The 19,411-nt window shown below is 51.7% G+C and carries 16 protein-coding genes; 5 read left to right on the forward strand and 11 right to left on the reverse strand.

Annotated features, from left to right (window positions below; all coding sequences use genetic code 11):
- The first annotated feature begins 85 nt into the window (after nucleotides 1-85).
- Nucleotides 86-1,561 (forward strand): ketol-acid reductoisomerase, encoded by a 1,476-nt coding sequence (gene ilvC / locus EOJ37_RS02625; protein WP_127957463.1) that lies wholly within the window; start codon nucleotides 86-88, stop codon nucleotides 1,559-1,561.
- 200 nt (nucleotides 1,562-1,761) lie between these two features.
- Here ilvC and EOJ37_RS02630 read toward each other — a convergent pair whose 3' ends face one another.
- The 7 genes from EOJ37_RS02630 to tolC all read right to left on the reverse strand — a co-directional run bounded on the left by EOJ37_RS02630 (nucleotide 1,762) and on the right by tolC (nucleotide 10,097).
- Nucleotides 1,762-2,568, reverse strand: coding sequence for a mycofactocin-coupled SDR family oxidoreductase (locus tag EOJ37_RS02630; RefSeq protein WP_127957466.1), 807 nt, complete (start codon nucleotides 2,566-2,568; stop codon nucleotides 1,762-1,764).
- 105 nt (nucleotides 2,569-2,673) lie between these two features.
- Nucleotides 2,674-3,201, reverse strand: a complete 528-nt coding sequence (locus EOJ37_RS02635; protein ID WP_127957470.1) for a carboxymuconolactone decarboxylase family protein — start codon at nucleotides 3,199-3,201, stop codon at nucleotides 2,674-2,676.
- Between the two features lie 339 nt (nucleotides 3,202-3,540).
- Nucleotides 3,541-4,797, reverse strand: a complete 1,257-nt coding sequence (gene proA / locus EOJ37_RS02640; RefSeq protein ID WP_162473645.1) for a glutamate-5-semialdehyde dehydrogenase — start codon at nucleotides 4,795-4,797, stop codon at nucleotides 3,541-3,543.
- A gap of 9 nt (nucleotides 4,798-4,806) precedes the next feature.
- The gene (proB, locus tag EOJ37_RS02645; protein WP_127957475.1) at nucleotides 4,807-5,910 is read right to left on the reverse strand and encodes a glutamate 5-kinase; all 1,104 of its coding nucleotides are present in this window, start codon (nucleotides 5,908-5,910) and stop codon (nucleotides 4,807-4,809) included.
- Nucleotides 5,911-6,095: 185 nt separating this feature from the next.
- Nucleotides 6,096-6,491 (reverse strand): sigma factor-binding protein Crl, encoded by a 396-nt coding sequence (gene crl / locus EOJ37_RS02650; protein WP_127957478.1) that lies wholly within the window; start codon nucleotides 6,489-6,491, stop codon nucleotides 6,096-6,098.
- Between the two features lie 605 nt (nucleotides 6,492-7,096).
- Nucleotides 7,097-8,284 carry a Na+/H+ antiporter NhaA gene (gene nhaA, locus EOJ37_RS02655; protein ID WP_127957481.1) on the reverse strand — a complete coding sequence of 396 codons (1,188 nt, stop codon included), beginning with the start codon at nucleotides 8,282-8,284 and terminating at the stop codon, nucleotides 7,097-7,099.
- Nucleotides 8,285-8,675: 391 nt separating this feature from the next.
- A complete protein-coding gene (tolC, locus tag EOJ37_RS02660; RefSeq protein WP_127957484.1) occupies nucleotides 8,676-10,097 on the reverse strand; it encodes an outer membrane channel protein TolC in 1,422 nt (473 codons plus the stop codon).
- 266 nt (nucleotides 10,098-10,363) lie between these two features.
- Here tolC and nudF point away from each other — a divergent pair, with 266 nt between their 5' ends.
- From nudF to parE, 4 genes are all read left to right on the forward strand, one after another.
- The gene (gene nudF / locus EOJ37_RS02665) at nucleotides 10,364-11,005 is read left to right on the forward strand and encodes an ADP-ribose diphosphatase (protein ID WP_127957487.1); all 642 of its coding nucleotides are present in this window, start codon (nucleotides 10,364-10,366) and stop codon (nucleotides 11,003-11,005) included.
- Nucleotides 11,006-11,437: 432 nt separating this feature from the next.
- A complete protein-coding gene (gene cpdA, locus EOJ37_RS02670; protein ID WP_127957490.1) occupies nucleotides 11,438-12,265 on the forward strand; it encodes a 3',5'-cyclic-AMP phosphodiesterase in 828 nt (275 codons plus the stop codon).
- On the forward strand, nucleotides 12,265-12,840 hold the full coding sequence (gene yqiA / locus EOJ37_RS02675) for an esterase YqiA (RefSeq protein WP_127957493.1): 576 nt from the start codon (nucleotides 12,265-12,267) through the stop codon (nucleotides 12,838-12,840). Before cpdA ends, yqiA begins: the two co-directional genes overlap by 1 nt.
- Before the next feature lie 64 nt (nucleotides 12,841-12,904).
- Nucleotides 12,905-14,800, forward strand: a complete 1,896-nt coding sequence (gene parE, locus EOJ37_RS02680; RefSeq protein ID WP_127957496.1) for a DNA topoisomerase IV subunit B — start codon at nucleotides 12,905-12,907, stop codon at nucleotides 14,798-14,800.
- A gap of 102 nt (nucleotides 14,801-14,902) precedes the next feature.
- Here parE and glyS read toward each other — a convergent pair whose 3' ends face one another.
- From glyS to EOJ37_RS02700, 4 genes are all read right to left on the reverse strand, one after another.
- On the reverse strand, nucleotides 14,903-16,984 hold the full coding sequence (glyS, locus tag EOJ37_RS02685) for a glycine--tRNA ligase subunit beta (RefSeq protein ID WP_127957499.1): 2,082 nt from the start codon (nucleotides 16,982-16,984) through the stop codon (nucleotides 14,903-14,905).
- 9 nt (nucleotides 16,985-16,993) lie between these two features.
- Nucleotides 16,994-17,902 carry a glycine--tRNA ligase subunit alpha gene (gene glyQ, locus EOJ37_RS02690; RefSeq protein WP_127957502.1) on the reverse strand — a complete coding sequence of 303 codons (909 nt, stop codon included), beginning with the start codon at nucleotides 17,900-17,902 and terminating at the stop codon, nucleotides 16,994-16,996.
- Between the two features lie 184 nt (nucleotides 17,903-18,086).
- Nucleotides 18,087-18,524: a D-aminoacyl-tRNA deacylase gene (dtd, locus tag EOJ37_RS02695; RefSeq protein ID WP_127957505.1), complete on the reverse strand. Its 438-nt coding sequence runs from the start codon at nucleotides 18,522-18,524 to the stop codon at nucleotides 18,087-18,089.
- Nucleotides 18,521-19,393 (reverse strand): virulence factor BrkB family protein, encoded by an 873-nt coding sequence (locus EOJ37_RS02700; protein WP_127957508.1) that lies wholly within the window; start codon nucleotides 19,391-19,393, stop codon nucleotides 18,521-18,523. The genes dtd and EOJ37_RS02700 overlap by 4 nt, the downstream gene beginning before the upstream one ends.
- Nucleotides 19,394-19,411 lie beyond the last annotated feature (18 nt).

The following is a 19,411-nucleotide window of genomic DNA, read 5'->3' on the forward strand; positions in this document are numbered from 1 at the left end:
GCACGATGATGCGAGAACAATCCTTGACGCAACGTATTGCTATAACACGCTGAGTCAGCACAATCCCTCTAACTGGAGTTGCACCATGGCTAACTATTTCAACACATTAAATCTGCGCCAGCAGTTGGCACAATTAGGCAAATGCCGTTTTATGGCTCGTGATGAGTTTGCTGATGAAGCAAATTATCTGAAAGGCAAAAAGGTGGTGATCGTCGGTTGTGGTGCTCAAGGTCTGAACCAGGGGCTGAACATGCGTGACTCTGGTCTGGACATCTCCTATACACTACGTAAAGAAGCGATCGCCGAGAAACGCGCTTCATGGCGTAAAGCGACCGAAAACGGTTTCAATGTTGGTAGCTACGAAGAGTTGATCCCACAAGCCGATTTAGTGATCAACCTGACACCAGACAAACAGCACTCCGACGTCGTGCGCGCGGTGCAGCCACTGATGAAAAATGGCGCTGCACTGGGTTATTCGCACGGTTTTAACATCGTCGAAGTGGGTGAGCAGATCCGTAAAGATATCACGGTGGTGATGGTCGCACCGAAATGCCCAGGCACTGAAGTCCGTGAAGAGTATAAGCGTGGTTTCGGTGTTCCAACCCTGATTGCCGTTCACCCAGAGAATGATCCTAAAGGCGAAGGCATGGCGATCGCTAAAGCATGGGCAGCCGCAACCGGTGGCCACCGCGCCGGTGTGTTGGAATCCTCTTTTGTTGCCGAAGTAAAATCAGACCTGATGGGTGAACAAACCATTCTGTGTGGTATGTTGCAGGCGGGTTCTCTGCTCTGCTTCGATAAGCTGGTCGCGGAAGGTAGCGATGCTGCTTATGCAGAAAAACTGATCCAGTTTGGTTGGGAGACCATTACCGAAGCACTGAAGCAGGGTGGCATCACCTTAATGATGGATCGCCTCTCTAATCCAGCCAAACTGCGTGCTTATGCCCTTTCTGAGCAGTTGAAAGGCATTATGGCTCCGTTATTCCAGAAGCATATGGATGACATCATCTCGGGTGAGTTCTCCAGTGGCATGATGGCTGACTGGGCGGCGGATGATATCAACTTGCTGACATGGCGCGAGCAGACTGGCAAAACCGCATTTGAAAATGCACCACAGTTTGCCGGTAAAATCAGTGAGCAAGAGTACTTTGATCACGGTGTGCTGATGGTAGCCATGGTGAAGGCGGGTGTTGAGCTGGCATTTGAGACCATGGTTGATTCCGGCATCATTGAAGAGTCTGCTTACTATGAATCGCTGCATGAACTGCCACTGATTGCCAACACCATCGCACGTAAGCGTCTGTATGAAATGAACGTGGTGATCTCTGACACAGCAGAATATGGTAACTACCTGTTCTCTAATGCAGCGGTACCACTACTGCAACAGTTCATGACCACGCTGCAAGCGGGTGATTTGGGTAAACCGGTTGTTTGCCGTGATGTCGACAACGCGCAACTGCGTGACGTCAACGAGGCGATCCGCAACCATCCGATCGAAACGGTTGGGCGCAAACTGCGTGGCTACATGACAGATATGAAGCGTATTGCTGTTGCCGGTTAATCGCGCATCGCCATACGCTAAACAGTGCAAATGGTATTTGTGATTTGAACTGATCGGCGACAACAGCCGTTGTCGCCAGCAAGATAAGTAACGCAGTGCCGGGATTCGTTGATGTTGGTACTGCGTTAAACACGGCTCGCAACGCCCCATACCGCGATCCGCTGCCAGCCAAAAACCGCCTTACCGCGCTAGCGAGATAATTATCGGGTCAACAGCCCAGCATCCAGCACAAACTGGCTACCGGTGATAAAGCGGGCTTTATCGCTAGCCAGGAACAGCACCGAATCGGCAACATCTTCTGGCTCAATCCACGGTACCGGCAGCAAGTTACCGGCCGAACGCTCAGCAATCTCCTGTGGTGTTGCCCCTTCCATTGCCGCTAATCCATCATTCATTGCTGTATTGACACCGGTCGGATGAATGCTGACAACGCGAATATTGTACGGTGCCAACTCAATCGCCTGAGATTTGGTTAAACCAATCAAAGCAAATTTAGATGCGGCATAGTGTGATAGACGATTCATGCCACGCAGGCCGCCAATCGAGGAGTTGGTAATAATCACCCCGCTTTTCTGGCGGATCAAATGAGGAATAACATATTTCGATACCAACCAAGCGCCTTTTAAGTTGATATCCAGCATTGCATCCCACTCTTGTTCGGTTAATTCATGAGATAGCCCATAAGCACAAATGCCGGCATTATTGAACAGGATATCGATGGTGCCAAAACGCTCGACACCCTGCTGCACCGCCGCGCTGACATCCTGGGCATTGCGCACATCGCCGGCAAAGGTGGCGATCTTCGCGCCCATCTTCTCTACGTCAAATTGCAAATTTGCTAAGTCATCCACCGATGAATCATTATATTCTGGATAGGTGATCTTTTTGCCTAGGTCAAAGGCAATGATATTAGCTCCTTCTTTAGCAAAGGCGAGCGCGACAGCTCGCCCTTGTCCTTTCGCTGCTCCGGTAATAAAAACGGTTTTATTGGCAAACTGTGCAGTCATAACAACTTCTCCAGACAAAGTGTGACCGACCTGCCAGCTAGCCGATGTATTGTCAGGCTCAGGCAGGAGGTAGGATTCGGGTTAATGTTAACTAGCGATGCTGTATTAATTAGGCGCTAGATACTCAAACAGATATTCATCTAGCGGTACTTTTAACGCGGTATTGATTAGGTTGGTGGCAATCATTAAACCGGCAAACGCGGTGAGCAAAACAATGGCTGGCTCGTCAAACTGCTGTTGCAGTGCAGAGAGTATGCGGTCATCGATCTGGTGCTGATCATGAACAATAGCGCGACCATAATCGATCAGCAGTTGTTCGGTACTAGTGAAAGTAAACTGATCAAATGGAATGTCTTTATCTTTAAGGATTTTGACGAAGAAAGTGCTGCATATTAGGCAGTCGTTCTGGCTCGATATCGCGTAAGCATAAAACAGTGCCGCGCGTTCACCAACCAGCGCTTTCACATCATCAAACAGTGGATACCAGTGCATCAGCGCATCAAATGCCACGGGAGAATGCAGCAGCGTGCGTTTCATGTTGGTTATTCGACCATGCTTTTCAACCTGATCCTGGTAACGCGCTTGCGCTGCGGGGGGGAGTTGTGAAAACTCCGGAACTGAGACGATAGTCAAGTGATCTCCTTGTGTTGAATGAAATGTGGTTACGCACACCCCAAGCAAGCCCGGGAAAACCAATTAATATTATGTTAATTAAAGGGATTATAAGTGCCAGCCACCAATGCCACCCGCTTGTTATAACCAAATGCCTTATAGCATTCCAATAACATAAACATATAAAGTTATGGGGATTTTTTATATACGCGGTGCAGGAGTCAATCGGCAGCAAGATCGCAATGCGGCAAACCGCTGCCGACACTCTTTGTCATGGGATGGTTTGAATTTAGTGCGACAAACAGCAGAGCTGTGCGTCAGTAACTTCATCTACGGCGCACAGATGCAAAATATAGTCTGTTAATCAGCACGCAGTAGATTGTCGCCGTAGCCGATCCATTTGTAGGTGGTGAGTGCATCCAACCCCATTGGGCCGCGAGCATGAAGTTTCTGCGTGCTGACTGCCACTTCTGCCCCTAGCCCAAACTGACCTCCATCAGTAAAACGAGTAGTCGCGTTGACATAGACAGCAGCGGAGTCGACCGCATGAACGAAGTAATCGGCTTGCTGAATGCTGCGGGTTAAGATGGCATCTGAATGGCTGGTGCCGTGAATACGAATATGCTCAATCGCTTGGTCGATATCTTCTACCAAGGTGACATTCAGATCACGCGATAGCCACTCGTCGTCGTAATCACCTTCTGCCAGCGCGACAACACGTGCTGGTCCCTGCTGCAGTAGTGGCATCGCACTTTCGCTAGCATGTAGAGTGACATCCACACTCGCCATATGAGCACTTAATAACGGCAGGAACTGTTCAGCGATAGCACGGTTAACCAGCAGGGTTTCCAGTGAATTACAGGCACTCGGACGCTGAATTTTCGCATTTTCGATAATTTTCAGCGCACTGTGCTGGTCAGCATCCGCATCAACGTAGATGTGGCAAACACCTATCCCACCGGTGATCACGGGAATGGTAGAGTTTTCTCGACACAGTTTATGCAGGCCAGCACCACCACGCGGGATCAGCATATCGACATAACGATCGAGCCGAAGTAGCTGATTAACCAGCTCACGATCGGGCCGTTCAATCGCCTGTACCGCAGCGGCAGGTAAACCCGATTGTTGCAGTGCCTGCTGGATCACTTTTACCATCGCCTGATTGGTATGATGTGTCTCTTTACCACCACGCAGGATCACCGCGTTGCCGGTTTTCAAACACAAACTCGCCACATCGATGGTGACGTTCGGGCGTGCTTCATAAATTACCGCCACCACCCCCAACGGCACACGACGTCGCTCCAGACGCAATCCACTGTCCAGCAGACGGCCGTCGATCACCTGCCCAACCGGATCAGTTAACTGACAGACCTGACGCACATCATTGGCGATCGCGGCTAAACGCGCGGGTGTCAGTAGCAGACGATCCTGCAATGCTGCGCTCATCCCAGCCGCCTGCGCCTGTGCCATATCCTGCTGATTGGCCGCCAGGATCTCAGCGCTATTAGCAGTGAGCATCTCTGCCATCAGCATTAAAACCCGATCCTTCTCGGCACTGCCCAGTTGCGCCAACTGCCAGCAAGCCTGTTTCGCGGCCTTACCCATTTGCTCCAGCATGTTCACCTCTTAACTGATAATCATATCGTCACGATGGACGGCAACCGCACCATATTCATAACCGAGAATTTCGCTAATTTGCTGCGAGTGATGTCCTGCAATCATGCGCATCGCATCGCTACTGTAGCGGCTAACACCGTGTGCCAGATCACGCCCAGCCAGATTGCGAATACGGATCACCTCGCCACGCGAAAATTCTCCCTTCACTGCACAGATGCCTTTCGGCAGCAATGAGCTGCCGCGCACCAGCACGGCTTCAGCGGCACCATCATCAATGGTGATCTCTCCCGCCGGTGGCGCGCCAAAGATCCAGCGTTTGCGGTTTTCAAGTGGGGTCTGCTGAGGGTGAAAACGTGTGCCGACAGAGTGATCGGCAATCACATCAGCGATCACGCCCGGCCTGCTACCAGCGGCAATAATCACCGAAATCCCGGCACGACAAGCGACATCTGCCGCCTGCAACTTGGTGCCCATACCACCGGTGCCGAGACCCGAAACACTGTTACCGGCAATCGCCCGTAGCGCATCATCGATGCCATGTACTTCACGGATCAATTCAGCATCCGGGTTGCTACGAGGATCGGCGGTATATAACCCCTGCTGATCGGTCAATAACAGCAGTTTGTCGGCATCGGCCAAAATGGCCGCTAACGCCGACAGGTTATCGTTATCACCCACTTTAATCTCTGCCGTTGCTACCGCGTCATTTTCGTTGATGACCGGAATAATCTGGTTATCCAATAATGCGGTCAGCGTATCGCGTGCATTGATAAAACGCTCACGATCTTCCAGATCGGCTCGGGTAAGCAGCATTTGGCCAATATGAATACCGTAGATCGAGAACAGTTGTTCCCAGAGTTGGATCAAACGGCTCTGACCAACCGCAGCCAGTAGCTGTTTCGAGGCAATCGTTGCCGGTAATTCCGGATAACCCAGATGTTCACGGCCTGCGGCAATCGCTCCTGACGTGACAATAACAATCCGATGCCCTGCGGCATGTTGCTGCGCACATTGGCGCACTAGCTCAACAATATGGGCGCGGTTAAGACGCAGCGAACCGCCGGTCAACACGCTGGTGCCCAACTTCACAACCAAAGTCTGGCTGCCGTTCATGATATCCCTGCCATTTGAATAACAAACAAGTGTGAAGGACGTTGTAGCAGGAGAGAAGCGTTATGCCAACAGGCATAACGCGATTTTAATGCAGATATCCGATTATTATCTGAAGTTACTGGAGATTAGCTAAACAGCCATACCGCCAAAAACAGCAGCAAACGGGATATGCTATAAAAGGTGAGTTAAGCAGAGAGCCGCAGTGCCTGTTCATCATCTGCCGGCATCAGCATCAGCTCCATACTTTCCAGTAATTCGCCCAAACGACGCTGGAAATTGCTCAGCGTATTTTCAAGCTCCGCTTGTACTTGGGCATCCTTGATTGTTTTGGCACACCAACACCCCTCTTTGTCGAATAGGCCAAAATGATAACGATAGAGAAAGCTCGATCCCTCAGCTTGTAATTCCAGCCACCACCCCCAAAACTCACGTTTTTCCGGTGCGGGTTTCACATTCACACACACCGCCAAACAATCGAAAAAAAAGCAATCATTCTCGCATTGGCCTTCACGCAGATAAGGCCCTAGGCTAGCAAAACGTTTCATTAAACGGTTCTTAGAGTGCCCACTAGGTAACGTCATTCTTTAACCTCCTCAATGTCTACCTATTACCGACGCTGCTGAGTGCTGGCTACGTTGCCAACCGACAACAGCAAGTAGTCAGGATATCTACCTATTGACCTTCAATAATGCAAAGAGCTGGTTGTCGGCTCTCCGAATGGCCTCACTCTATTATCTATCTGTATTATCTACCACTGCTGACTGCCTGCTACTCCTCCCTGCGCTGAATGAGTCACAGAAACGGCACTAAATAACGCAGATATTTTGTTGCCTGTTGCCTCGCCCTGCTGTTGCTTAAATCTGTTTTCTTCTACAACCTCTTCCCTGTTAAATGATGAAGCCACCAGACAGAGCATAGCACATGAAACGAGCCACCTCTCAAAATCGCATGATTAGCTAACTTGATTACCGCACTGGCTGTGAATGTGGTTGATTTTTATTTGGGGGGTATTATTCAGACTGGGCAATTTGTCAGTCAGCACGCAACTGGATAAATAATCTGCCAGAATTTAGCAAAACCGATCCTTCAGCATGGCGTTATATTATTGGTATTGACAACCCAATCGCCAGCCTGACACGGCACATACTCCTATTGGTAGATGTGCCGTGTGGTTAAATGTGGTGAACTACAATGACCTGTTCTGTTGCAGCGGTTTGACCGGCAGTGTGGCGCGTAGTAGTAGATAACCGACCACTGCGGCGGCAATTGAACCGAGCAAGATGCCCAATTTGGCATAGGTGATCAACTCAGGGTTACTTTCACCAAATGCCAGTGAAGCGATAAAGATCGACATGGTAAAGCCGATACCGCACAGCACCGAAACAGAAAATACCTGCTTAAAGCTAATTCCGTCCGGCAAGCGAGCAATGCCGAGTTTCACCGCTAACCAGCTAAAGCTAAAAATGCCCAGTGGCTTGCCAATAAATAGCCCGGCCGCAATACCAACCGGCAACCATGAGGTCAATCCTGCTAATGAGATACCTTGCAATGGGATACCCGCATTGGCAAAAGCAAATAGCGGCAAGATCAGGAAGGCGACCCACGGATGCAGTTCATGCTCCAGCGTCTCTGACGGTGAAGGTTCATTTTTTGCCATCAGCGGCATCATAAAACCGATAATCACCCCTGCTAACGTGGCATGTACACCCGATTTTAGCAGCGCGATCCACAGCGCTAATCCTACCACCATATAGAGCGAGGTTTGTCCAACACCGCGCCAATTCATCAGTGCCAATACCAAGATCGCCACTGCGGCTGCGGCCAGCGCCATCATGTTGACTTGTTGGGTGTAAAACAGCGCAATAATCACAATCACGCCAAGATCATCGATGATCGCTAACGCCAGCAGAAACACCTTCAGGCTAGTGGGAACTCGCTTACCCAGTAGCGCCATCACGCCAAGTGCGAAAGCGATATCAGTGGCAGCAGGTGTCGCCCAACCCTGGCGGGTGATCTCATCAGCCGCATTGAAAAACAGATAGATCAGTGCTGGAACCAGCATTCCGCCTACTGCCGCAATCGCTGGGAATACCGCCTTGTCGCGTCCGGCGAGTGAGCCTTGCATCAGTTCGCGCTTGACTTCCAGCCCCACCACCAAGAAGAAAATCGCCATCAGGAAATCGTTAATCCACAGCAGTAGCGGCTTACCAATCTCCAGAGCTGCCACCTTCACCATAACCGGGATATTGAGAAAAGCGTGATATAGCCCCTGTAGTGGGCTGTTAGCCATGATCAAAGCAACCGTAGCGGCGATGATCAGAATGATGCCTCCTGCAGCTTCCTGGCGTAGAAATTGACGAATAATACTGGTCACAATCAGTCACTCCAAATAAACACCGTGTGCTGACACTGGTGTGTTAAAACAACATATTAAAATAATAGCCTCCCAGACTTACCCACTCTGAAGAGGTCCTGCAGCAAGGTGATCACTCGCGTTAGTGCAATAACATTATAAATGTTACCTATCCAGATGCTTGGCACTCACTCAATGAAGGTCACAGTTGGTTGATTACAGCTCGTTGATAGCGCGGCTAAAAAGCACGGCTGAAAAATACGATGCAAAAACCGATGAGGGCAATCCGTCTGGTGGCAAACACCCTCAGTGCCTGTCACCATCGCCTGACGACCAGTTGGCTGTACCGCAGAGCATCGGCACAGCCAACTGGCTGGGGTAAATATACTTAAAAAACCAAAATATTCAATAATTACTGCCCGGAACCACTTTTGCGCACCGGCGCAGCACGTTTCACACCGCTGGCTGGCTTGAGTGGTCTGGCCGGGGGTAACGCTCCGGTCTCCGGTGTCGTGGAGATCGACTGTCCCAACATGCCATTCAATGCAACTAAATCGCTTTCATTCAGGGTACCAAGTGCAGCCTGAATATTTAATTGATTGATAAAATAAGCATAACGAGCATTCGACAACTGCTGTTTGGCATTATACAGCGTCGTGGTGGCATTAAGTACATCAACAATAGTACGGGTACCTACCTCATAACCGGCCTCTGTGGCATCCAGTGAGCTTTGTGCCGAAACAACCGCCTGCTGATAGGCATTGATACTGCTGATAGAGGCGGAAATATTGTTAAATGAAGAGCGTACCGTCTGCTCTACGCTACGATGTACACTCTCCAACTGCTCACTGGCACCGATAAAGTTGTACTCCGCTTGTTTGACACGCGAACGCGTGCCACCGCCGCTATAAAGTGGCAGATTGAGGCTGACACCAATTTGATTCTGCCCGACATCACGATCTGGGCTTTGATTGGCAGCGCCGCCATTTTTGGTGTTGCTGATGCTACTGGAGGCATTAAGATTGAGCGTCGGCATATGACCAGACTGTGCAGATTTGATCTGCTCGCGAGCCAGATCTTGTGCCAAACGGGCTGCAAGCAGATTTAAGTTACGGCTTTCCGCCTGTTTTAACAGATTAGCCACCGCATCGGGCTGCCTGGTGGTGAATTTACCAGTATCGAGCGAAGCTAATTGCGGATAGAAAATGCCCGTCACCTGACGCAGTGACTCAATCGCATTATCGAGATTATTACGTGCAGCCACCTCATTGGCTAATACGTTATCGTAATTGGCGCGGGCGTTCTGTACATCAGTGATCGCGACCAGGCCAACATTAAAACGCTGCGTGGTCTGATCCAGAGTGCGATAGACGGCTTTTTTGTTCGCCTGAACATAAGAGAGTGAATCGAGCGCCTGTAGCACATTAAAGTAAGCGGTAGCGGTATCTAGGATCAGCTTCTGTGACGCACTCTGGAAAGTGACATCGGCAATGCCGGCGCTCTTCTCCTGCATGGTTAGCGAGCGCCACTTGGACATATCAAACAGCGTTTGTGTTAACCCCAATGAACCGCTGGTGACATCGCTATGTGTATCGGCGGCATCACGAAAGCCGCTGCTGTAGGTATAACCGGCAGAGAGGCCAAGCTGTGGCAACAGCGGGCTGCGTGCAGCACTAATCTGTTCATACGCTGCATCGCGGTCTGCTGCACTTTTGCGCAGATCTGGGTTACTTTCTTTTGCCTTTTGGTAAACTTGTAACAGATCTTCCGCCCAACTACCGGTGCTGAAACCGGCGATGCTCAGGCTAACAAGAAAAGGGAGCAGTTTCTTCATGTGATGTGCGTTCCTTATTTATGCAGCAACATTATCTGTGCAGCAATAGTGTCATGCTTAGGGCCAATCCGGTTAGGGCGATTTTACGTCCATGTTATCGTTGGAGTGTACCCGAATCGCGAGTGCGCTCCCGTTGCCCGTGCCTAGGCTGGTGGCGTTGATTACGCCTATCGGAATAGAACCTTAATTATCTTTCAGGCTGTGCTATGAGCGACCACCTGAGAACCGTCGAACAAGTTAGGATAATTACACAAGAGAATCAATAAATGAACCATTCACAGCCCTCTCCAGTGATACTTAACAAGAGTGATGTCAAAATTATTGCACGCGAGACACAGTATCGTGGCTTTTTTGCCCTCAACCTCTACCGATTTCGCCACCGGCTATTCAATGGTGAGATGAGCGCCGAGGTATCGCGGGAAATTTTTGAGCGTGGTCACGCTGCGGTACTACTGCCGTATGATCCGCTCACTGATCAAGTGGTATTGATTGAACAGTTGCGCATCGCGGCAATTGATACCAGTGATTCGCCCTGGTTGCTGGAGATGATTGCCGGCATGATCGAAACCGGTGAGAGTGTCGAACAAGTCTGTCGCCGTGAAGCCGTGGAAGAAGCTGGCATCACTGTTGGCCGCTGCAAACCGGTGCTCAGTTACCTGGCTAGCCCGGGTGGCACCAGCGAACGTCTATCGATTATGGTCGGTGAAGTCGATGCTACCCGCGCAGAAGGGATCCACGGCTTGCCGGAAGAGCATGAAGATATTCGCGTACACGTTGTCAGCCGTGAGCAGGCTTACCGCTGGGTCGAGCAGGGTGTGATTGATAATGCAGCCTCGGTGATTGCACTACAGTGGCTGGAACTGCACCATGCATCGTTACGGGCTGAATGGACAAACACTAACCGTTGAATAGCGAATCACTGAATGCCGAGCAGGGCGTTCACTGTTCACGGCCAAACGCAAACCGAGGCAAAGATACCCAGTGCAACGCTCAGCAAGCCACTGGGTACTGGCGTAGCCAGCGCTAACAACAGCGACGCTTCCATCCCATCAGCACCAGTTTAGTGGCTGTTTTAGATTCAGAAAATGGCACAAAACCTCTCCGGCGGCATATACGCTGCTGCGGAGGTGCGTTCCAACTCTAGGCTGGCTCCATCCCATCATGCCAGGTGCAATCAGCGTGCTGTGCCATAAATAGTGTCGGCGTTGCGGAAGTGTGTGCCAGTTTGCAGATCTTTCTATTTAAAGCAAGTTATCATGCAGTGTAGGAAGGATTGAGTATTATCGGTTGAGCAATCGCGCTGACGAGCTGTCAGACACTGAAATAATCAAGGACACTATTTGGAAAGCCAGTTGACACTCTCGGTGGCTGGTAAATCTGCAGCCAAGATCCTGCAGATAACCGACACCCATCTTTTTGCCAGCACAGAGCAGACTCTGCTTGGTATACCGACCTATGCCAGTTATCACGCAGTGCTTGATGCCGTCATCGCGCAACAGCAACATTATGATCTGATTGTAGCAACTGGCGATCTGGCACAAGACCACACCCTACAAGCCTACCACCATTTTGCTGCCGGCATCGCACGCCTCTCGGCACCCTGCGTCTGGTTGCCCGGTAACCACGATTTTCAACCGGCGATGATAGCAGCATTGGCCCAAGCTGGCGTCTCCTGTGCCAAGCAGGTTCTACTGGGTGAAGACTGGCAGATCCTACTGCTCGATAGCCAGGTGTGCGGCGTTGCCCACGGTGAACTCAGCGTGCAACAACTAGCGTGGCTACGGCAGTGTCTACAGGCACATCCCACACGCTACACGCTGCTGCTGCTGCACCATCACCCGTTAGCTTCAGGTTGTGACTGGCTCGATCAGCACCGGTTGCGTAACGCACAGCAATTGCTGGCGGTGTTAGTCAACTACCCACAGGCGAACACGCTGCTGTGTGGTCATATTCATCAAGCACTGGATGTTGACTGGCACGGTCGGCGCGTACTGGCTTCGCCTTCAACCTGTGTGCAATTCAAACCACATTGTACTAATTTTACTGTTGACGACACTGCTCCTGGCTGGCGCTATTTGGAGCTACTGCCTGATGGTGGTGTGGCAAGCCAACTGTGCCGACTGGAGCAGCACCATTTCCGCCCAGATATCAACTCGGACGGCTACTGATGCCCACAACACTGCTTTATTTACACGGTTTTAACAGTTCACCCCACTCTGCCAAAGCAAGCGCATTCAAACAGTGGCTGGCTGAGCACCACCCGAGCATCGAAATGCTGGTACCACAACTGCCGCCCTACCCGGAAGAGGCGGCACAGCTACTGGAAGATCTGGTGATGACCCGCTCCGGGCAAACTATTGGCCTGGTCGGCTCCTCACTGGGGGGCTACTATGCGACTTGGCTGTCACAATGTTTTCTGCTGCCGGCGGTCGTGATCAACCCAGCGGTGAAGCCGTTCGAATTACTGATCGACTACCTAGGGGTGAATCAGAATCCCTACACCGGGCAGCAATATGTGTTACAGTCACGCCACATTCACCACCTGAAGGTGATGCAGATCGATCCGCTGGAAGCCCCCGATCTGATCTGGCTATTGCAGCAAACCGGCGACGAACTGCTCGATTACGGACAAGCGGTGGCCTATTATGCCGCATGTCGACAGACAGTAGAGGCCGGTGGTAATCACGCCTTCGTCGGTTTTGAGCGTTACTTCGCCCAAGTTGTCGATTTTTTAGGGCTATGACGCCAGCAACCCAATGGGCGATTAGGACAATTCCCTGATATTAATAACCAAAACATAACCAACAATGACTCAATCCAGCTATAACGCCGACGCCATTGAAGTGCTCAGCGGTCTAGAACCGGTGCGCCGCCGTCCCGGTATGTATACCGACACCGCGCGCCCAAACCACCTTGGCCAAGAGGTGATCGATAACAGTGTCGATGAAGCATTAGCCGGCCATGCCAAACGTATCGATGTGATCCTACACGCGGATCAATCACTTGAAGTGATTGATGATGGGCGTGGTATGCCAGTCGATATCCACCCTGAAGAGGGAGTGCCCGCCGTTGAACTGATCCTGTGCCGCCTACACGCCGGTGGCAAATTCTCAAATAAAAACTATCAGTTCTCCGGTGGCTTACATGGCGTCGGTATCTCGGTGGTGAATGCACTGTCAAAACGTGTTGAAGTGAATGTACGCCGTGATGGCAACATCTACAGCATCGCGTTTGAACACGGTGACAAGGTAGAAGATCTGGCAATCACTGGCAGTTGTGGCCGGCGCAACACCGGCACCAGCGTCCACTTCTGGCCTGATGAACAGTTCTTCGACAGTCCACGCTTCTCAGTCTCTCGCCTCAGCCATTTATTGAAAGCCAAAGCGGTGCTCTGCCCCGGGGTCGAGATCTTCTTCATCGATAACGTCAATCAGACTGAACAGCGCTGGTGCTATCAGGATGGATTAACCGACTACTTAATGGAAGCGGTAAACGGCCTGCCCTGCCTGCCGGAAAAGCCGTTTGTGGGTGGTTTTTCCAGCGACAGTGAAGCGGTTGACTGGGCGCTATTATGGCTGCCGGAAGGTGGAGAACTGCTCGCCGAGAGCTACGTCAACCTGATCCCAACCATGCAGGGCGGCACCCATGTCAACGGCCTGCGCCAAGGGTTGCTGGATGCGATGCGTGAATTTTGTGAATACCGCAATATCCTGCCGCGTGGCGTCAAATTATCGGCGGAAGATATTTGGGATCGCTGTGCTTATGTATTGTCAGTAAAGATGCAGGATCCGCAATTTGCCGGTCAGACCAAAGAGCGCCTGTCGTCACGCCAGTGTGCCGCCTTCGTCTCTGGTGTAGTCAAAGATGCCTTCAGCCTGTGGCTCAATCAGAATTTGTCATTGGCTGAACAACTGGCTGAACTGGCGATCGCCAGTGCCCAGCGCCGTTTGCGTGCTGCCAAAAAAGTGGTGCGTAAAAAGCTGACCAGCGGCCCGGCGCTGCCGGGTAAACTGGCTGACTGCACCTCACAGGATCTGAGCATGACCGAGCTGTTCCTGGTTGAAGGTGACTCTGCCGGTGGCTCCGCCAAACAAGCGCGTGATCGTGAATATCAGGCGATCATGCCACTGAAGGGCAAGATCCTGAATACCTGGGAAGTCTCGTCTGATGAAGTGCTGGCCTCACAAGAAGTACACGATATTTCAGTTGCTATCGGCATCGATCCCGACAGTGACGATCTCAGCCAACTGCGTTACGGCAAAATCTGTATTCTGGCCGATGCCGACTCCGACGGCCTGCACATCGCCACACTGCTCTGTGCGCTGTTTGTGCGCCATTTCCGTGCGCTGGTTAAGGGCGGCCATGTTTATGTGGCGATGCCACCGCTCTACCGTATCGATCTGGGTAAAGAGGTCTATTACGCACTGGATGAAGAGGAGAAAGCTGGCGTGCTGGATCAGTTAAAGCGCAAGAAGGGCAAACCGAATGTGCAGCGCTTTAAGGGATTGGGTGAGATGAACCCCTTGCAGTTGCGCGAAACCACGCTAGATCCGAACACGCGCCGTTTGGTGCAGTTGACCATTGACGACAGCAATAGTGAGCAAACTCTGGCGATGATGGATATGTTACTGGCGAAAAAGCGCTCTGAAGATCGCCGTAACTGGTTGCAGGAGAAGGGCGACACCGCTGATTTGGCGGTGTAGCCGCTACTGTGGTTGCGTGCCGTATCGCACGGCGGATCCAACACGCAACCATTGTCTAACTCACGCCAGCCACTATTCCGCCGGCTGGCGTAACCAACCTGACTAGTGACTCGCGATCTGTAGCAGCGAAATATCCGCTACCTGCAAGAACAGCTCACGCAACTTACTCAGCAACGTCAAGCGGTTTACCCGCAGCGCCGGATCTTCCGCCATCACCATCACGCTATCAAAGAAGGCATCCACCCCCTCGCGCAACGCCGCCAGTTCAACCAGCGCCTGCTGATAGTGCCCAGCAGCAAATAACGGAGCCAACGTCTGCTGCAATGTCGCTAACTGCTCAGCCAGACTACGCTCGCTGGCTTCGATCAATGCTGCACTGTTGACCTGATCCAGCAGTGTGTCATTCGCCTTGGCCAAAATATTAGAGACGCGCTTATTGGCTGCGGCGAGCGCTGCTGCCTGCTCCAAGCCACGGAAATGACTGACCGCCTGCACCCGGGCATTGAAATCAGCAGGTTTAGTTGGCCTGCGTGCCAATACCGCCTGAATGGTATCAACTGCGTGACCCTGCTCTTGATACCAGGCACGGAAGCGACCAAGCATAAAGTCGACCACATCGGTCACGACCTCATTGTTGGTCAGTTTATGCCCGTAAAGGCGTACGGCCTGTTCGGTTAGGGTTTGCAGATCAAGCGGCAAACCTTTCTCTACGATAATACGCAACACACCCAGTGCGGCACGGCGTAGCGCAAACGGATCTTTATCCCCTTTCGGATGCTGACCAATACCGAAGATACCCGCCAGGGTGTCCATCTTGTCGGCAATTGCCAGTGAACAGGCTACTGGCGATTGCGGCAACTGATCACCGGCAAAGCGCGGTTGATATTGCTGATTAAGCGCCAGTGCCACCTCTTCCGCTTCACCGTCATGGCGCGCGTAGTGCATCCCCATCACCCCTTGGGTTTCGGTGAATTCGAACACCATGTTGGTCATCAGATCACACTTAGAGAGCAGCCCGGCGCGGGAGGCATGGTTAACATCCGCGCCAATCTGCCCGGCAATCCAACCGGCCATCGCTTGGATACGGTCAGTCTTATCACGCAGTGTTCCCAACTGTTGCTGGAACAGCACTGTCTCGAGACGCGGTAAGTGATCTTCCAGCCGCTGTTTGCGATCGGTATTGAAGAAAAACTCTGCATCGGCCAGACGTGGACGGACAACCTTCTCGTTGCCAGAGATAATCTGCTGAGGATCTTGCGACTCAATATTGGCGACAAAAATAAAATGTGGCAATAAGTTGCCTGCCGCATCGTAAACTGGGAAATATTTCTGATCACCCTTCATGGTATGTACCAGCGCTTCCGCAGGTACGGCCAGGAATTTCTCTTCAAATTTCGCCGTTAACACCACCGGCCACTCAACCAGTGACGTCACCTCTTCCAGCAGACTGTCACTGAGATCAGCCTGGCCGCCGATGCGCTGTGCCGCCAGCTCGGCATCACGTTTGATTAACGCTTTACGCATTTCATAATCGGCCACCACCTTGCCACGCTCCAGCAGCAGTTGCGGATAGTGATCAGCATGATCCAACTGCAACTGCGACTCACCGATAAAACGGTGCCCACGCACGGTGCGTGCAGCGTCAACACCCAGCACCGTGCCAGGGATCAATTGATCACCGAACAGCATAGTCACGGTATGTACCGGGCGTACAAATTGTGTCTCTTTATCGCTCCAGCGCATCAATTTAGGGATCGGTAACTTCGCCAGTGCTGCACTAACCATCGGTGCCAGCAACTGCTGTACCGTCTGCCCCTGTACTTGAGCGCGATAAAGCAACCACTCGCCTTTATCGGTCTTTAACCGCTCAGCCTGTGCAACGGTGATACCGCAACCGCGTGCCCAACCTTCCGCCGCCTTACTCGGCTGGCCATTGGCATCAAACGCCTGTGCGATTGCTGGGCCGCGCTTTTCAACCTCGCGATCCGGCTGCGCGGCACTTAACTGTGCCACTTTTACTGCCAGGCGACGTGGTGCAGCAAACCAGCTCACCTCTCCATGTGCCAGTTCAGCGTTATCAAGCTCAAGCGTCAAATTGGCAGCAAATGCCTCGGCCAGTGAACGCAGTGCCTTTGGTGGCAGCTCTTCTGTGCCAATCTCCACCAGAAAAGTTTGTTCAGTCATCGCTGCCCCTTACTTGTTATTACACATTGGAAAACCGAGCGCTTCACGCGAAGCATAGTAAGCTTCAGCAACCGCTTTGGTCAGTGTGCGAATGCGCAGAATATAACGCTGCCGCTCGGTGATGGAGATCGCTTTACGCGCATCGAGCAAATTAAAGCTATGAGCCGCTTTTAAAATGCGCTCATAGGCCGGTAACGGCAGCGGCTTCTCCAGTGCCAGTAAGGTTTGCGCCTCTTTCTCATACTGTTCAAAACAGGTGAACAGGAAATCAACATCAGCATATTCAAAATTGTAGGTTGATTGCTCAACCTCATTTTGATGGAACACATCACCATAGGTCGTGATACCCAGCGGCCCATTGCTCCACACCAGATCATAAACGCTATCAACGCCCTGAATGTACATTGCCAGACGCTCTAACCCGTAGGTGATCTCGCCGGTTACCGGCTTACACTCCAAACCACCCACCTGTTGGAAATAGGTAAACTGTGTCACTTCCATGCCGTTTAACCACACTTCCCAACCCAGCCCCCAGGCACCCAGTGTCGGGTTCTCCCAGTTGTCTTCAACAAACCGGATATCGTGGATCGCCGGATCTAACCCCAGCTCCTTCAGCGAGCCAAGATAGAGCTCCTGCATGTTTGCTGGTGAAGGTTTGATCACCACCTGAAACTGATAATAATGTTGCAACCGGTTAGGGTTTTCGCCGTAACGGCCATCGGTTGGGCGGCGCGAAGGTTGCACATAAGCAGCGGCCATTGGCTCTGGGCCTAGCGCACGTAGGCAGGTCATTGGGTGAGAGGTTCCCGCACCAACTTCCATATCCAGCGGCTGCACAATGGTGCAACCCTGGCGTGCCCAATAATCTTGCAGTGTCAGGATCAGCCCCTGAAAGGTCTTGGTATCAAACTTTTGCATGTTGAGTTCGCACACGGTACAAGTGGATGAAATAGAGTAGGGCAGTATACCCGTTGGACGCCAGATATACAGCCAAGATCCGACAACAAATATCGCAACCACGACCATTTGCCATGGTTGCTGGCGGCGAAAAGCGACGACATCACTTAAGCCCAGAAGCCACAATCTCAGCGGCGGTTTGTGATCACACCTGTAACCAGAAAGTCACCGGCCCATCGTTAACCAACGCCACCTGCATATCGGCGGCAAATTTGCCGGTTTCAGTATGAACGCCCTGCTGACGGCACTGCTCAACAAAGCAGTGATACCACTGCTGAGCCTCAGCAGGTGCCGCCCCACGCGAAAAACTGGGACGCATCCCCTTTTGGGTATCCGCTACCAAGGTGAATTGCGAAACAACCAGCAGACTGCCGCCACTTTGCTGTAAGTTCAGGTTCATTTTGCCATCCTGATCGCTAAACACCCGATAACCAAGCACCCGTTGTGCCAAGCGCTGCGCTTTCTGGGCATTATCCTGCTGCTCAACCCCCAACAGCACCAGCAACCCGCTAGCAATCTGCCCCACCAAGTCACCGTCGACGGTAACGCTGGCACAACTGACACGCTGGATCAGCGCAATCATGGCGCCTCCTGGTGCTGTATTTGCCGCCGCTGTAGCCGGTAATCACCTAAAGTGGCGGTGATCTCTGCGCCAAGCAACACAATACACCAGCTCCAGTAAACCCAGATAAACAGCATCGGGATCACCGCTAATACCCCGTAAATCAACTGATAAGAAGGGAACATAGTGACGTAGAGTGCAAATCCCTTCTTACCCAGTTCAAACAGTACCCCAGCCACCAATGCCCCCACTAGCGCATCCCTGGTCGGCACACTCACCGTGGGCACCACACTGTAAAGCAACCAGAACGAAAAACAGGATAAAATCAGCGGGAAGAAGCGCAAGACCTCATCAAAAAAGCCACTGACACCGCTCTCAGTCAACCAGTTCAATGACAACAGATAAGAACTGATCGCCATACTGGCACCCACCAGCAGCGGCCCTAACGTCAACACCATCCAGTAAACGGCAAACGAAAACACCAGCGAGCGCTTGTTTTTACTGCGCCAAATGGTATTCAGCACGCTATCAACCGAAGACATCAACAGCAGCGCAGTGACAATCAAGCCACAGATCCCCAACGCAGTCATTTTATTCGAATTGGCGACAAACTCCTCCAAATGCTGCTGGATCACATTGCCTGCTGCCGGGATCAAATTGGCAAACACAAAGTTCTTTAGCTGGATACTGATGTCAGTAAACATCGGGAACGCAGAGAACAGCGCAAATACCACCGTCACCAACGGCACCAGCGAAAGCAGAGAGACATAAGCCAAGTGACCTGCCAATTTGGTTAAGCCATTCTGATCAATACGCTGAAACAACAATCGCCCAAAGCTGACACTGGGGTTAAGCACCGAGAACAGCGTTTTGTTGCGCAAAAATAACATATCTTATCCTCAAATCAG

The sequence above is a fragment of the Serratia microhaemolytica genome (genome assembly GCF_004011885.1).
Taxonomy (GTDB): Bacteria; Pseudomonadota; Gammaproteobacteria; order Enterobacterales; family Enterobacteriaceae; genus Serratia_G; species Serratia_G microhaemolytica.

What these genes read in the sequence shown, in the direction of transcription:
- crl (WP_127957478.1), bottom strand. Translation starts at nt 6,491, where the DNA reads ATGACGTTACCTAGTGGGCACTCTAAGAACCGTTTAATGAAACGTTTT.
- nudF (WP_127957487.1), top strand. Translation starts at nt 10,364, where the DNA reads ATGAACCATTCACAGCCCTCTCCAGTGATACTTAACAAGAGTGATGTC.
- EOJ37_RS02630 (WP_127957466.1), bottom strand. Translation starts at nt 2,568, where the DNA reads ATGACTGCACAGTTTGCCAATAAAACCGTTTTTATTACCGGAGCAGCG.
- glyS (WP_127957499.1), bottom strand. Translation starts at nt 16,984, where the DNA reads ATGACTGAACAAACTTTTCTGGTGGAGATTGGCACAGAAGAGCTGCCA.
- proB (WP_127957475.1), bottom strand. Translation starts at nt 5,910, where the DNA reads ATGAACGGCAGCCAGACTTTGGTTGTGAAGTTGGGCACCAGCGTGTTG.
- EOJ37_RS02700 (WP_127957508.1), bottom strand. Translation starts at nt 19,393, where the DNA reads ATGTTATTTTTGCGCAACAAAACGCTGTTCTCGGTGCTTAACCCCAGT.
- yqiA (WP_127957493.1), top strand. Translation starts at nt 12,265, where the DNA reads ATGCCCACAACACTGCTTTATTTACACGGTTTTAACAGTTCACCCCAC.
- ilvC (WP_127957463.1), top strand. Translation starts at nt 86, where the DNA reads ATGGCTAACTATTTCAACACATTAAATCTGCGCCAGCAGTTGGCACAA.
- glyQ (WP_127957502.1), bottom strand. Translation starts at nt 17,902, where the DNA reads ATGCAAAAGTTTGATACCAAGACCTTTCAGGGGCTGATCCTGACACTG.
- proA (WP_162473645.1), bottom strand. Translation starts at nt 4,797, where the DNA reads ATGCTGGAGCAAATGGGTAAGGCCGCGAAACAGGCTTGCTGGCAGTTG.
- tolC (WP_127957484.1), bottom strand. Translation starts at nt 10,097, where the DNA reads ATGAAGAAACTGCTCCCTTTTCTTGTTAGCCTGAGCATCGCCGGTTTC.
- dtd (WP_127957505.1), bottom strand. Translation starts at nt 18,524, where the DNA reads ATGATTGCGCTGATCCAGCGTGTCAGTTGTGCCAGCGTTACCGTCGAC.
- parE (WP_127957496.1), top strand. Translation starts at nt 12,905, where the DNA reads ATGACTCAATCCAGCTATAACGCCGACGCCATTGAAGTGCTCAGCGGT.